General features: G+C 57.6%; 13 protein-coding genes. 4 read left to right on the forward strand and 9 right to left on the reverse strand.

Annotated elements, in window-relative coordinates; genetic code table 11:
• Positions 1-7: 7 nt before the first annotated feature.
• The 4 genes from E2L05_RS02850 to E2L05_RS02865 all read right to left on the reverse strand — a co-directional run bounded on the left by E2L05_RS02850 (position 8) and on the right by E2L05_RS02865 (position 5281).
• On the reverse strand, positions 8-1678 hold the full coding sequence (locus E2L05_RS02850) for an alpha-amylase family glycosyl hydrolase (protein WP_133341382.1): 1671 nt from the start codon (positions 1676-1678) through the stop codon (positions 8-10).
• A 21-nt stretch (positions 1679-1699) separates the two neighbouring features.
• A complete protein-coding gene (locus E2L05_RS02855) occupies positions 1700-2851 on the reverse strand; it encodes a carbohydrate ABC transporter permease (RefSeq protein ID WP_133341383.1) in 1152 nt (383 codons plus the stop codon).
• A 12-nt stretch (positions 2852-2863) separates the two neighbouring features.
• A complete protein-coding gene (locus E2L05_RS02860; RefSeq protein WP_133341384.1) occupies positions 2864-3844 on the reverse strand; it encodes a carbohydrate ABC transporter permease in 981 nt (326 codons plus the stop codon).
• Between the two features lie 84 nt (positions 3845-3928).
• Positions 3929-5281, reverse strand: a complete 1353-nt coding sequence (locus tag E2L05_RS02865; protein ID WP_133341385.1) for an ABC transporter substrate-binding protein — start codon at positions 5279-5281, stop codon at positions 3929-3931.
• Positions 5282-5547: 266 nt separating this feature from the next.
• On the opposite strand from E2L05_RS02865, the gene E2L05_RS02870 reads away from it, so the two are divergent.
• Genes E2L05_RS02870 through bluB form a run of 4 tightly spaced genes read left to right on the forward strand, consistent with a single transcriptional unit; the run spans position 5548 to position 9557 of the window.
• A complete protein-coding gene (locus E2L05_RS02870; protein ID WP_133341386.1) occupies positions 5548-6588 on the forward strand; it encodes a LacI family DNA-binding transcriptional regulator in 1041 nt (346 codons plus the stop codon).
• Between the two features lie 21 nt (positions 6589-6609).
• Positions 6610-7935 (forward strand): GH1 family beta-glucosidase, encoded by a 1326-nt coding sequence (locus tag E2L05_RS02875; RefSeq protein ID WP_133341387.1) that lies wholly within the window; start codon positions 6610-6612, stop codon positions 7933-7935.
• 43 nt (positions 7936-7978) lie between these two features.
• Positions 7979-8914, forward strand: a complete 936-nt coding sequence (locus E2L05_RS02880; protein WP_133341388.1) for a glucokinase — start codon at positions 7979-7981, stop codon at positions 8912-8914.
• A gap of 7 nt (positions 8915-8921) precedes the next feature.
• Positions 8922-9557 carry a 5,6-dimethylbenzimidazole synthase gene (gene bluB, locus E2L05_RS02885; RefSeq protein ID WP_133341389.1) on the forward strand — a complete coding sequence of 212 codons (636 nt, stop codon included), beginning with the start codon at positions 8922-8924 and terminating at the stop codon, positions 9555-9557.
• Positions 9558-9575: 18 nt separating this feature from the next.
• On the opposite strand, the gene scpB is transcribed toward bluB, so the two are convergent.
• The 5 genes from scpB to argS all read right to left on the reverse strand — a co-directional run bounded on the left by scpB (position 9576) and on the right by argS (position 14763).
• Entirely contained in the window at positions 9576-10235 is a 660-nt protein-coding gene (scpB, locus tag E2L05_RS02890) for an SMC-Scp complex subunit ScpB (RefSeq protein ID WP_133341390.1), read from the reverse strand.
• A complete protein-coding gene (locus E2L05_RS02895; RefSeq protein WP_133341391.1) occupies positions 10232-11029 on the reverse strand; it encodes a segregation and condensation protein A in 798 nt (265 codons plus the stop codon). Before E2L05_RS02895 ends, scpB begins: the two co-directional genes overlap by 4 nt.
• Positions 11022-12020 carry a glycoside hydrolase family 3 N-terminal domain-containing protein gene (locus tag E2L05_RS02900; protein ID WP_133341392.1) on the reverse strand — a complete coding sequence of 333 codons (999 nt, stop codon included), beginning with the start codon at positions 12018-12020 and terminating at the stop codon, positions 11022-11024. Before E2L05_RS02900 ends, E2L05_RS02895 begins: the two co-directional genes overlap by 8 nt.
• Before the next feature lie 72 nt (positions 12021-12092).
• Positions 12093-12941: an SPOR domain-containing protein gene (locus tag E2L05_RS02905; RefSeq protein ID WP_133341393.1), complete on the reverse strand. Its 849-nt coding sequence runs from the start codon at positions 12939-12941 to the stop codon at positions 12093-12095.
• Between the two features lie 79 nt (positions 12942-13020).
• A complete protein-coding gene (gene argS, locus E2L05_RS02910; protein WP_133341394.1) occupies positions 13021-14763 on the reverse strand; it encodes an arginine--tRNA ligase in 1743 nt (580 codons plus the stop codon).
• Positions 14764-14779 lie beyond the last annotated feature (16 nt).

Consider the following 14779-nt stretch of genomic DNA (forward strand, 5'->3'; position numbering starts at 1 on the left):
GTCCCCCTCAGGTTTGCTCTAGCTGGCGCAGGGCAAAACAGGCCTGCCATGGCGGCATGTGCAAGCCGCGCTCTGTTGGTGTCGTTGTGAACGGGGCGCCATGGTCCACCGACCAATCACCTTCGGGCAGGTCAACATCCATGCCCGCATCAGACAGGTTGAAAGCGCAGTAGATTTCCACGCCATCAAAGCTGCGCGTAAAGGCAAGGAACGTGTCCCGCGCTTCAATCACCTTCAGGCTACCCTTGCGTAGTGCGGGATGAGCCCGCCTGAAGCCTAACATCTGGCGATAGAAATTCAGCATGGAGTCGGGATCGCGTTCCTGTTCGGATACAGCAAGTCGCAGGTGTTCCTTCGCCACCGGCAGCCATGGATGCCCGTCGGAAAACCCACCATTGTGGGCATCTGAAAGCCAAGGCATCGGGGTTCGGCACCCATCGCGCCCTTTGAATTTCGGCCAAAACCGTTTTCCGTAAGGATCCTGCAAATCCTCATAGGCGACATAGGATTCGGTCAGGCCCAATTCTTCGCCCTGATAAATGCAAATTGATCCGCGCATGCACATCATAAGCCCGGCATAGGCCCGCGCTGCCGGGTCGGTCAGGGACCAGCGGGTGGGATGCCGGACCACGTCGTGGTTTGAATAAGCCCAACAGGCCCAACCTTCGGTCACGATCCGCTGAAAACGGTCCAATACACGGGCCACCTGTGTGCCTGTGGGATAGACGTTCGACAAAAAGTCAAAGTCATAACACATGTGCAGCAGATCATCCCCGGCCGTGTAATCGGCCTGAACCTGCGTGCCGCGCTGGCTTTCGCCCACTTCGCCCACCGTCGTCGAACCGGGGTAATCATCAAGAACCGCGCGCAGACGGCGCAAAAAGGCAATATTTTCAGGCTGAGTTTTGTCGTAAAGATGATCCTGAAAATTGTAGGGGTTCACCGCAGGGGCCGTATTTTCGTTGCGATCCTCTGGGGCGAGCGGCGGATTATCCCGAAGCTGAGCATCATGGAAATAGAAATTCACAGTGTCGAGCCGGAATCCGTCGACACCGCGTTCCATCCAGTAGCGGGCTACGCTTAGCAACTCTTCCTGCACGTCCGCGCAATGAAAATTCAGGTCGGGCTGCGAGGTCAGGAAGTTGTGCAGGTAATACTGCATCCGCTCGCCATCCCACTCCCAAGCCGAGCCGCCGAAGATGGACAGCCAGTTGTTTGGTGGGCTGCCGTCTGGCTTGGCGTCGGCCCAGACATACCAGTCTGACCGCGGGTTTTCGCGGCTCGAACGACTTTCGCGAAACCATGCATGCTGGTCGCTGGTATGGCTCATCACTAGATCGATCAGCACTTTCAAATTCAGTTCATGAGCACGCTCTATGAGCGCATCAAAATCCCCAAGGCTGCCGAACATCGGGTCCACGTCGCGGTAGTCACTGACATCATATCCGAAATCCAACATGGGCGACCGGAAGAAGGGTGAAATCCATATTGCATCGACCCCAAGCCGGGCAATGTGCTCCAGTCGCTGGATGATCCCCCCCAGATCGCCGATCCCGTCATCGTTGCTGTCCTGAAAGGATCGCGGATAGATCTGATAGATCGCGGCACCGCGCCACCAGTCCGGATCCGCCTTTGCCAAGATCGGAGCCTCGTCCGATCGTGGGTCCAGATACGCCATATCGTTTCTCTTTCCTTGCGATTACTTTACTGAGCCGGCCAGCAGGCCGCGCACCAAAAACCGTTGCATCGTGAAGAACACGACAAGCGGGACGGCGATGGACACGAACGCTGCGGTTGCCAGAATTCCCCAATCGCCGCCGCGTGAGCCCAGAAGATCATCCGCAATCTTGACGGTCATTACTTTGGATTCCGCGTTCGACGGCAAAAACACCTTCGCGACCAGCAGATCATTCCAGGTCCACAGAAACTGGAAGATCGAAAATGCGGCCAATGCTGGCAGACTGAGCGGCAGAACGATCTTGGTGAAAACCTGAAAGTCCGTGGCACCATCGACCTTTGCAGATTCGATGATGTCGCGCGGAAGCCCGACCATGTAATTGCGCAAAAGGTAGACGGCCAGCGGCATCCCAAACGCCGTATGCGCAAACCATATGCCAAGAAAGCTCTGCCCGATCCCGACTTTGTTGTGAAAATTCAGCATGGGAACCAGCGCCAATTGCAATGGCACCACGAGCAGCCCAACAACCGCCGCAATCAGCCAGCCACGCCCTGCAAAATCCATCCACGCCAGCGCGTATGCCGCGAAAGCCGCAATCAGGATCGGGATGATGGTCGCTGGCACCGTTACAGTCAGTGTGTTGATGAACGCGCGATCCATATTGTCAGCCGTCAACACCTGCCGATAATTGGCCAGCGTGAATTGCGGCGGGGTATCAGCCGCGAAATAGACTCTTTGCCCCCGATTTCCCGGCTCTTCCGGGCTGCGGAATTCGTATGTGCCGTCTGCGTTCACGATCAGACTTTCACCGTCGCCCAGATCAGCGGGCGAGCCGACCGGAAATTCCCCGGGTGTGCGGGCCGATGTGGAAAAGCCGGTGACACGGCCGGCACCAGTGCCAAACGCCTCTTGCACTTCTGGGGCTTCAAAGATGTTGCCGGTCACGACCCAATCATCACCGTCTTTCACGCCGTCCACTCCGGCGCGCGCGCGGAACGTCAATTCAACCGAGAACGGCGCCTGCCACCAGCCAGAAACGGAAATCTGGTCGCGGTCGCGAAACGACGATACCAACAATCCAACGGTCGGGATCAGCCAGATCAGCACCATGGCGACCACAGCAACGTTGGTGGCGATGCTCAGGCCGGATTTTTGTCCTGCAATCGTACCCATCTCGGTGCCTCCTCAGCGCATTTCCTTGCGGGCCTGCACGATGTTCGAAATCATCACTGGCAGAACCACGATCATGATGACAAAGGCGACTGCGGTCGCGCGCCCGTCATCGCGGAACATGAAACTCATCATGTAGCTGGGCAGAATATCGGTTCCGAAATTTCCGCCAGTCATTGCATAGACGATGTCAAACACCTTGAGCACCAGCACGGTGATGGTCGTCCAGACAACCACGATGGTCGGCATGATTTGCGGTACCTTGATCTTGAAGAAGATCTGGAACGGGTTGGCCCCGTCAATCACGGCTGCCTCAATTGTTTCTTCGGGGATACCGCGCAGGGCGGCAGACAAGATCACCATGGCGAACCCGGTCTGTATCCACACAAGAATGAACATCAGGAAGAAATTGTTCCAGAACGGGATCTGAAGCACATCGACCGGCTCTGACCCAAAAAGGCCCGCCCGGATCGCATTGATCAACCCAATATCCGCGTCCACGGCGTAAACAAATTTCCAGATCAGCGAGGCCCCGACAAAGCTGATTGCCATTGGCATGAAGATCAAAGACTTGGCGATGTTTCCCCAAGAGAGTTTATCTGTCAGTTGTGCCGCGACCAGACCGAAAAAAGTGGTCAGTGCGGGAACGAAGATTGCCCAAAGCACATTGTTCAGAAAGGCAGTGCGAAATTCGGCTGCGCCCAGAAGCGTGGCGTAATTTCCAAGGCCGATAAATTCTTGACCGGACCGATTATACAGCGAGCGGATGAAAGACCCGATCACCGGATAGACGAGGTAAAGGCCCAGAACGAAAACTGCCGGAAACACGAACAGCCAGGGCCGCCACTGATTGGCGCGGTTGATATTGCGCCCTGTGTTTGGCCCCCGTGCGGGGAAGATCACCTTGTCGAGGATCAGGTTGGAAAAATAGAAATATCCAACGCAACTTCCGACACCGACGATGATCGTGATGATCCCACTCAGGAACGGGTGCATCCTTCTCTCCCTCTGGCTGTGGTCAAGGACAGGCGCGCGCAACGTAAGACGCGCACCTGCAAGAACTTCTAACTTCAGATCGGATTAGCGGATCGAGTCCCACCGTGCCTGAATGTCCGCGCCAACAGTCGCGGCATCTGCGCCAGTGGTATAATCCACCATCCCTGTCCAGAATGCGCCTGCACCGATCTCGCCGGGCATCAGGTCAGACCCATCAAAGCGGAACGTGGTCGCGTTGGTCAGAATGTCGTTCAGCGATCTTTGGGTGTCGGATGCAAAGACATCCGTGTTTGCCGACTTGAACGGCGTCAGGAAACCTGATTGGGCCATCCAGATTTCATGCGCGATAGGCGTCTTCAGGAAATCAATCAGACCATGTGCAACAGGTGCATCGTTGGTGATGGCGAACAAGGTGCCTGCGCCCAACACCGGCTGACCCAGATCCTTCTCGGCATAGGCCGGGAAGTAGAAGAAATCCACATCTTCGCCCAGTTCTGTACCTTCCGGGAAGAACGTCGGAATAAACGTGGCCTGTTTATGCATCAGGCAGTCAGGCGGAAAGTTGAACAAGCCGGTTGGGCTGTCACGGAAATCGGTCGTGGCGACGGCAGTGCTGCCACCACTGACAAAGGCATCGTTGCGCACGAACCAGCCGTATTCTTCGATGGCACCCACAACGGCGGGATCATCAAAAGGAATCTCGTTCGCAACCCACAGGTCATAGACCGACGGCGGCTGCGTGCGGAGCATCATATCTTCGACCCAATCGGTCGCCGGCCATCCAGTCGCCGCACCGGACCCCAAGCCAACACACCATGGCGTGCCGCCATCTTCCACGACTTGTTCGGTCAACGCCTTCAACTCTTCCATCGTTTCGGGCACGTCGTATCCGAACTCTTCGAAGATTTCCGGCACGTACCAAACAAGGGATTTCAGATCGACCTTGTAGAAGAAGCCGAACAAATCGTCCTCGCCGCCCGAACCACCAAAGGAGCCAAGGTCCAGCCAAGACTGTCCTGCAGCGTAGTTGTCCAGAACCCATTGGTCAGTACCATCCGCAAGCGGGGTCAACGCACCGCGCGCGGCAAGGTCGGCCGCAAGGCCAGGCTGCGGGAAGGCCGCAATATTCGGCGCAGAGCCCGCCTGAATGGAAATGACGATATCCTGCTCAAAGCTCTCGGAGCCGGAGTAATTCACCTCTGCCCCCGTGGCTTCAGCGAAATATGCCAAGACAGAATTCACCAAGTCACCATCCGCGCCCGTCCACGGGCCAGTCAGTGTTACGGTCTCTCCACTAAAGTCATTTGCGGCTGCAAACTCTTCCAGACTGCCCCAATTGAACTCGCCCTCGCCGATTGGAAATTTCAAATCCTGCGCAGCAGCGCTGCCCGCGACAAGCGCAAGCACGGCAGCGCCGGCATAAAGCCGTTTGGCCATACGAACCTCCCAGTTCCTCTAACGTTTTTGCGAGTTTTTGATACCCCGCACCGACCGCAAAGTCAAAGCAGCCTTCAAAGCGCTTTGAATGGCGTGACCATTACCGTCTGATGCGGTGCTGTCAATCAAAATATTTGTAAGTTCTTTGTTTCCAATGCGATTTAGGGTCCAACCATGCTGCGCCGCAGAATTGGAAGTTGTTGACGAAAAGGCGGATAAGTCCTAGCTTGCAACCGAATTAAAAGCGCTTTGGAACTAGAATACCGATGAATCTCAGGGATTTGGCCCTTGAATTAGGGCTATCGCAAACAACGGTGAGCCGCGCTTTGAACGGGTACCCAGAAGTGGCCGAGGCAACGCGCCAGCGCGTCAGTGACGCTGCACGGCGGCATAACTACAAACCCAATACCCGTGCCAAGGCCCTTGCGACGGGTCGCGCGATGGCCATCGGCCATGTGATCCCGCTTGCCGCTCAAACAGAAATGGTGAACCCAGTGTTCGCTGATTTCATCGCAGGCGCCTCTGAAACCTATATGAGCAATGGGTATGACATCGTTCTGTCCGTGACCAAGAACGAGGACGAAGCGCGCGTCTATCTTGATATGGCGGCAAAGCGGATGGTGGACGGCGTCATTGTTCAGTCGCCCACGGCAGATGATCCACGGATTGCCCTGTTGAAAAAGGTGGGTTTGCCTTTTGTTGTTCATGGTCGCGCCGCCGACCTGCCCGACGATTATTCATACATTGATGTGAACAACAAACGCGCCTTTCAACGCGGAACAGAATTTTTGGTGGATCTGGGGCATGCCCGCATCGCACTGATCAACGGTCGCGAAAGTCTGGGGTTTGCAAATCGCCGCAAGGCCGGGTTTATCGCCGGATTAAAGGCACGCGGGCTTACACCGGATCCGGCGCTGATGCTCAGCGACGAGATGACTGAAGGTTACGGGTACTCGGCCATGCGGACGCTTTTGTCGCTTGCACATCCGCCCACCGCGTTTATATGCTCGTCCGCCATTATTGCCTTTGGCATGCGGCGGGCAGCAGATGAGGCAGGATTGCGGCTGGGACAAGACATTTCGCTGATCACCTATGATGACGACCTGTCGTATTTCAAGAATGGCGACGACGAGATGATTTTCACCGCCCTACGCTCATCGGTCAGAACGGCTGGACGGTGTGCCGCCGAAATGCTGATCGACCTCATTAATGAACCGGACATTCCGCGCCAGCGCATGATGGAAGCGGAATTGATTGTCGGCCGTTCTACCGGACCGGCGCGGCCTAATGGCACCATTTATCGATGACTTCGGGAAAGAAGGCAGACCATGAACCACGCTCGCAGCGATTTTCCAGACGACTTCATTTTTGGCACTGCGACTTCGGCTTATCAAATCGAAGGTCACGCCCATGGCGGTGCCGGACAAACCCATTGGGATAGCTTTGCAGCAACGCCGGGCAACGTCGAACGCGCTGAAAACGGGGATCTGGCCTGCGACCACCTGAATCGCTGGCCAGCCGATCTTGACCTGATCCGCGATGCCGGCTTCGACAGCTATCGGTTTTCCCTGTCATGGGCACGGCTTTTGCCCGAAGGGCTCGGCACCCCCAACGCCGAAGGGCTGGATTTCTATGACCGTCTGATTGACGGGATGTTGGAACGAAACCTGAAACCGGCTGCGACGCTCTATCACTGGGAGTTGCCACAGGCGCTGGCCGATATGGGCGGTTGGCGGAATGCGGACATGCCTGCGTGGTTCGGCGACATGACAGAGTTGGTGGCCCAGAAGTTTGGCGACAGGCTTTGGTCTGTCGCACCGATAAACGAGCCTTGGTGCGTTGCGTGGCTATCGCATTTCATGGGGATACATGCGCCCGGTCTTCGCGATATCCGCGCCACCGCCCGCGCGATCCACCATGTGCTCAAGTCCCATGGTACAGCGATAAACGTGATGCGCAGCTTCGGAATGAAAAACCTTGGTGCTGTGTGTAATTTTGAATATCCGCATCCGTTCAGCCAAAGCCCTGACGATATCGCTGCGGCGGATCGGTATGATGGGTTTTACAATCGCGTCTTTTTGTCCGGACTGTTCCATGGTCGATACCCGGACAACGTTCTGGAAGGGTTGGAACCGCATCTGCCTGCGGGATGGCAACACGATTTTCCGACGATCCAAGCGCCGCTCGACTGGCTTGGGCTAAATTATTATACCTGCAAACGCATTGCCCATGATGACGGCCCTTGGCCATCGCTGAAGGAAGTCGATGGACCAAAGCCGCACACCCAAATGGGATGGGAGATTTATCCCGAAGGACTGTATCAGTTCCTGACACGTACCGCCGCAGAGTACACAGGCGATTTGCCGCTTTATGTTACGGAAAACGGCATGGCGAACCCGGACGTAATCAAGAATGGAAAAATCGACGATCAACCGCGTATTGACTATCTGAACGCACATTTAGACAGCGTACGGCGCGCATTGGCTGACGGCGCACCGGTAAAAGGATATTACGTCTGGTCTTTGATGGACAATTACGAGTGGTCCCGCGGCTATGATCAGCGCTTTGGAATTGTGCATGTCGACTTCGAGTCACTGGAACGGACTCCAAAAGCGTCTTGGCATGCCCTGCGGGACATGCTTGTAAAGGCATGATACCGCTCACAGCGGCGACCGGGCTAAGAACAGGACGTACCATATGACCACACTTGTGGCCGATATTGGCGGCACAAATACGCGTGTCGCACTCTGCGAAACGCCAGATTCCCCGCGTGAGATTTCCCGTTTTCGCAATGCCGAATTCGAGTCTCTTGATGCCGTGCTACGGCACTATTTGGATGGGCTGGGTAAGATTGAAATATCCCAGGCCTGTGTTGCCGTGGCCGGCCCCGTGCGCGATGGCGTGGGCAGAATGACCAATCTTGCTTGGACAATGGATGGTCCCAGTCTGCAAGCGGCCACCGGGGCCGAACGGTGCTTTGTCATCAACGATCTCGAAGCTCAGGGTCATGCGCTTGACGATGTCCAAACCCGGCTTTTGATGGGCGCAGGCACCGACAGCCGTGATGGCGCGCGGCTTGTGGTGGGGCTTGGCACTGGCTTTAATGCGGCCCCGGTTCATGCAGTCAAAGGACAAACGCAGGTGCATGTAGTGCCCTCAGAGTGCGGTCACATCACCCTGCCCGTTTGGGATGAGAACACAGCGGCCCTGTCCCGCGCATTGTCAGACCGGCACGGATTTGCGTCCGTTGAAGAAGCTCTGTCCGGGCGCGGCTTATTGGCGGTGAACGCGTATGTGGCGAACGACCGTGCGCACGCGACGACTCAAGACCTGATGTCGGCATTGGTTGGCGCACCGAATGCTCAGGATCACGCAACAGCCGATCTATTTTGCCGTATCTTGGGCCGTGTTCTGGGGGATCTGGCGCTAATCCATCTTCCATGGGGCGGTATTTTCCTGATCGGCGGTCTGGCGCGCGCGATGGCACCCTATTTTGATAGCCACGGTTTGCCACAAGAATTTGCCGAGAAAGGACGCTTTACGTCGTTCATGCGCGATTTCAGTCTGTATATCGTGGAAGATGATTATTCGGCCTTGACCGGTTGCGCCCGGTACGCCCTGCGCCATGCCTGATGGACCCATGCAAGACCCCCGTCATTTCAGCCCAAACGACGCCGAAGTGCTGCATGATGTGCTGCGCTGGCGACGTGACGTCCGTCACTTCAAGCCGGACCCGATCCCCGCACAGGTCATGACTCGCCTCCGGGCGGCGGTGGACCTTGCACCCTCTGTTGGAAATGCGCGTCCCTGGAAATTCCTCAGCGTACGCAATCCCGCACGCCGTGCCGCGGTTGCGGCGACTTTCGAAAAAGAAAACTCAAGAGCCGCCAAAGCCTACAACAATGCCGATCGCGACGAATACATCGCCCTAAAGCTGGCAGGTTTGCGCGATGCGCCGGAACATATCGCTGTTTTCACAGACACCGATCCAGTCGAAGGCCGCGGTCTTGGCCGTCAAACCATGCCTGAAATGCTGGCCTATTCGACCGTGACCGCCATTCATACCCTATGGCTGGCAGCTCGCGTTGAGAATCTTGGCGTCGGATGGGTATCCATACTTGATCCGAAAAAAATCACTCAGATTTTCGAGGTGCCAGAGCATTGGCGGTTCACGGCTTATCTTTGCCTTGGTCAGCCCCAATTCACCGATGACACACCGCTTTTGCATCGAACCGGTTGGCAGGAAAACACGCCAACACCCTGGGCCGAAGTCTGACCAGATCAGACCGCTGAGTTAAGCCTCGTCGCCGTCTTCGAAAAGATCGCCCTCTGAGCGCCCCTCTGGCTCTGCCGTCTGCGCCTCTGGTGGAGGTCGATTGTCCAAAAGCCCCGCCGCGCGAAGTTCTTTCAGACCCGGCAAGTCCCGTGCCGACTCCAGGCTGAAGTGGTCAAGGAAGCCCTCTGTTACAACAAAGGTGACAGGCCGTCCCGGGGTCATCCGGCGGCGACCAATGCGGATCCACTCCATCTCAAGAAGCTGGTCAATGGTTCCGCGGCTGACACCCACCCCCCTGATTTCTTCAATCTCGGCCCGAGTGACAGGCTGGTGATAGGCGATGATAGCCAAGGTTTCGATCGCGGCACGGCTGAGCTTGCGCGTCTCGACCGTTTCACGCCGCATTAAAAAAGACATGTCCGGCGCGGTTCGAAAGGCAAACGCATCGCCGATACGGGTCAGCCTTACCCCGCGCCCCTCATAGCGCTTTTCCAGATGGACAAGCGCCACAGCCGGCTCGCTTCCATGCGGCAGACGCGCGGTAAGTTCCTTGATCGTGACCGGCTCAGCAGAAGCAAACAAGACGGCTTCGACCATCCGCTCTTGTTCGCCCATTGGTGGGGCTTCGAAAAGACTCGGGTCTAGTTCATTATCAACATCTTGCGGGGTGTTGCTCATCTCTCCTCCGACCGCTTGCGCAGACTGATCGGTGCGAATGTCTCTGTCTGCCGCAGCTCGACTTTTCCTGCCTTGGCCAATTCCAGAACAGCCGCAAACGTAGCGGCAGTTGCGGAGCGGCGTTTGGCCGGGTCAACTTGCCAACCCTCTGGCAGATAGCTTGACAAGTCAGTCCAGTCCCCGGCAAAGCCGATCAACGGACGCATGCGCGCCAATGCCTCTTCCATCGTCAGGATCGCTTTTCGATCCATGACAAAGGGGCGAAATTCATCTTTGGTTCGCAATCGCGCATAGGCTTGCATCAGATCGAGCAAAGACGCGGTGAATTGCGTGCGCCGTACCCGGCCAACGGTTTCCGGCTGCCCACGCGAAAAGACGTCACGCCCCAACCTGTCACGCGCCATCAACCGTGCTGCGGCGTCGCGCATCGCCTCAAGGCGCTCAAGCTGAAACGCGAGATGTGCGGCAAGATCTTCGCCAGACGGGCCTTCGTCTTCGGGATCGGGCGGCAGCAGAAGCCGGGATTTCAAAAACGCCAGCCACGCGGCCATCACGAGATAGTCAGCGGCCAGTTCGATGCGCAGCGCCTTGGCTTTGTCCACGAAGCTCAAGTACTGCTCTGCAAGGGCCAAAACCGAAACGCGCCTTAGATCAACCTTTTGTGTGCGCGAGAGCATCAGCAAAAGATCAAGCGGCCCCTCAAACCCATCCACATCCACGATCAACGCTTCGGCGGCCCGGCGGGCTGAGATATCCTCTACGTTGTTGCTCTGCGGGTCGGGGGTTTCAGGCATGGGCATCCGGCCTCGACAGTTCGGCCAACTCGGCCAGAAGCGCCTCAATGTCCGTGTCCTGCGGCGCATGACGCGCCTCAATGGCACGTGCTGCGCGCACCTTTGCAGCGTCGCTCAAGCCCCCCGATGCGGCAGCGACGGCTTTCATTTCGTCGAAATCTCCGTTGCAGTGCAGCACCACATCGCATCCAGCCGCAATCGAAGCCTCGGCCCGGTCAGAAATGCTTCCCTTCAGGGCTTGCATGGACAAATCGTCAGTCATGATCAGTCCGTCAAATCGAATTTCATTGCGAACATAGGCCATCGCAGTCGCAGATTGCGTGGCGGGCGCGTCTGCGTCCAATGCGTCAAAGACGATATGCGCCGTCATCCCCATAGGCAGGTCCGACAAGGCCCGAAACGCTGCGAAATCGGTGTTTTCAAGGTCCTCCAATTCCGCACTCACGCGCGGCAGATCCAAATGACTGTCCACCGTGCCGCGCCCATGACCGGGCACATGTTTTAGAACTGGAAGGACACCGCCCGCCAAAAGCCCATCGGCCGTGGCGCGCGCCGCGTCAGTCACAGCGTTCAAAGTTGTGCCATAGCAGCGATTTCGCAAAAACGGATGCGTGTCGGGGCCTGCAATGTCCGCCAGTGGGGCGCAGTTGCAGTCGATCCCGACTCCGCGCAATTCACTGGCCATGATCCGCGCGCGCAAATACATACCCCGAGGCCCAGCTTGTTGAGCTTGCTCCAACGCGGGCGGCCATTCGCGCCAAAATGGTGGGCGCAATCGCTGCACGCGGCCGCCTTCCTGATCGACAAGGATCGGCGCATCCCACCCCACCGCGTCGCGCAAATCAGCACATAGCCCCGCCAACTGGGCAGGGTCGGCAACGTTGCGGGCAAACAGGATGAACCCCCACGGGTCGGCGTCTCGGAAAAACGCGGCTTCCGCTTGAGACAAGTGCGTCCCGGCGCATCCGAAGATCGCGGCGCCTTGGGTCATGGCATCCCCCTGAAAAGTGCTCCGCCTGCTATCCTAGGTGGCGGGGTCGCGCCTGAAAACCCAATAGTGCGTTCAACGCGCCAATGACGGGATACAGTCGGCTTTTTCAGCAAGAAGGACCGCGCAAAAGCTGCGTGCGTCGCCAAGGCCCTCAAATCCATAAGCCTGAAGGCGATACACGGTCTGCCCACCGAGGTCCACGGGTTCAATCACGCGCGATTTTGGGTCCATGTAGTCGGAAAAGCGTACCGAAAGGCTCTGCCATTCGGCGATGGCCGCAGGCTCGGTATCGAACGACCCCAATTGAACCAACCTTGTCCCAACCGGGATCATCGCTGGATCAATCGAGACGGGCCGCGATGCGATGCCGGGCAAGTCTTGCGATGGCGACGCCCGCGTCACGATATCCAGGTCAGGGCGTTTCTGCGGGCGGGGCTTTTCCTGGGCCTGCGCAGGCGCGTCCTCTCCCGAGGGCGCGGGGGCGATTTGCGTTCCCAGAACTTCGCTGAGTGCGCCATCGATAGCGTTACGCAAACTTGTCGCGGGATCGGCAGGTGCGGCTGCTGCAACAGGTTCGGCCATATCCTCGGGCGCTGGGCCAACCGGCTCTGGGGCAAGCACAACGCGCTCTCCGACTGGGGTCGATGGCGTGTCGGATGCAACCGTGTTCACTGCGAACCCTTGATGGGCGGCTTTGAACCCGCCTGGGTTTTCGGGCTGCACACGGGCTGGACCTTCCATGGCACGAACAACGGGAACCGTGCGCGCATCACGCGTCACCAGATCCTGAACCCACATCCCAAGTCCTGCCAACAATGCAACCGACGACAATGCGCCAAGCCACCCCATCACACGCGAGCCGGTGATCGACACCGCCCCGTGCACGTTCGGGTCAGTCCCGAAAGCCTCTGGATACGCCATTTATGCCCCAATTTCCGCCGACGCATCCGGAGGATGGCCGTGCATCTATGCCTGCTCGACCCTTGGAGGCACGATTTATTTAACGCATCTCTTCCAAGGGTTTGACGCCAAGAATACCAAGTCCGGCTGAAATGACAACGGCGACAGCGCGCGGCAAGACAATTTTCGCCGCCCCTTCCGCTGGATCATCGGGAAGGAACCGCAGCGAAGGCGTATCATTGCCCCGGTTCCACAAGCCGTGAAAGTCGCTTGCCAGATCATAAAGGTAGAACGCGACTCTGTGCGGCTCGCCGGTTTGGGCGGCGATTTCCACAAGGCGGGGCCACTCTGCAAGTTTGCGGGCCACAGCCAATTCTGAGGGATGATCCAATCCGGACAGGTCCGTCGCCATCAATGCGGCATCATCGACCGCGATGCCCGCAGCCTCGGCCTTGCGCAGCACGGAACACACCCGCGCATGGGCGTATTGGACATAGAAAACCGGGTTGTCCTTGGACTGCTCCAACACCTTGTCAAAATCAAAATCAAGGGGCGCGTCGTTCTTCCGCGTCAGCATGACGAAGCGGGTCACATCGGCCCCCACCTGATCCACAACGTCGCGCAGGGTCACAAAGGTGCCGGCCCGCTTCGACATTTTCATCGGCTCGCCATTGCGGGTCAGTTTTACAAGTTGGATCAGCTTAACATCAAGCGGAACACGCCCATCTGACAGCGCCGATACGGCCGCTTTCATACGCTTGACATAGCCACCATGGTCCGCCCCGAACACATCAACAAGTGCGTCGAAGCCACGAGAAACCTTATCAAAATGATATGCGATGTCCGGTGCAAAATAGGTCCAACCACCATCGGATTTCTTGACCGGCCGGTCCACATCATCGCCATGCGCGGTGGACCGGAACAAGGTCTGTTCGCGCGGCTCCCAATCCTCAAGGGTCTTGCCCTTTGGCGGCTCAAGGACGCCCTGATAGATCAGCCCCTTGCTTTCCAGATCGGCCAGCGCTGCTTCGATTTTTCCGGTGCCATAAAGCGATTTTTCGGAAAAGAAACTGTCCATTTTCACGCCGAGCGCTTCAAGATCCGCACGGATGAGTTCCATCATCGCCTCGGTCGAGAACTCGCGCACTTCTGTCAGCCAAACGGATTCTGGCTGCCCGACATAGGCGTCGCCGACCTTGGCCTTGAGCGCCTGCCCAACCTCAATCAGGTAGTCGCCGGGGTACGTGCCGTCTTCGAACGCGACCTCCTGACCGTGCGCCTCAAGATAGCGCAAATAGACCGACCGCGCGAGCACATCGACCTGCGCACCGCCGTCATTGATGTAATATTCGCGGGTCACGGTATGCCCGGCATAGGCGAGCAGGTTCGCCAACGCATCGCCGAACACCGCGCCGCGAGTGTGGCCAACATGCATCGGTCCAGTCGGATTTGCCGACACATACTCAATATTTACCTTTCGGCCCTGCCCCATTTGCGACCGGCCATATTCGGTGCCAGTTTCCAGAACACGGCTGACAAGCCCCTGCCAAACACCATCACTCAGGCGCAGATTGATGAAGCCCGGCCCGGCCACCTCGGCCAACGCAATTCTTGGATCAGCGGCCAGAAGTTCAACCAGCGTTTGCGCAATGTCGCGTGGCTTTAGCTTTGCTGGCTTGGCAAGCACCATCGCGGCATTGGTTGCCATATCGCCATGAGCCGGATCGCGGGGCGGCTCGACATTCACGTTGCCGAAATCCAAGCCTTCGGGCAGCGCCCCGTTCGCGGTCATGGAAGCGAGCGCGTCCAGTACCAGCGCTTTTATATCGTCGAAAAGGTTCATGGTGTGTCCCCGGTCA

Origin of the sequence: Meridianimarinicoccus aquatilis, assembly GCF_004358675.1 — a bacterium.
Classification (GTDB): domain Bacteria; phylum Pseudomonadota; class Alphaproteobacteria; order Rhodobacterales; family Rhodobacteraceae; genus Meridianimarinicoccus; species Meridianimarinicoccus aquatilis.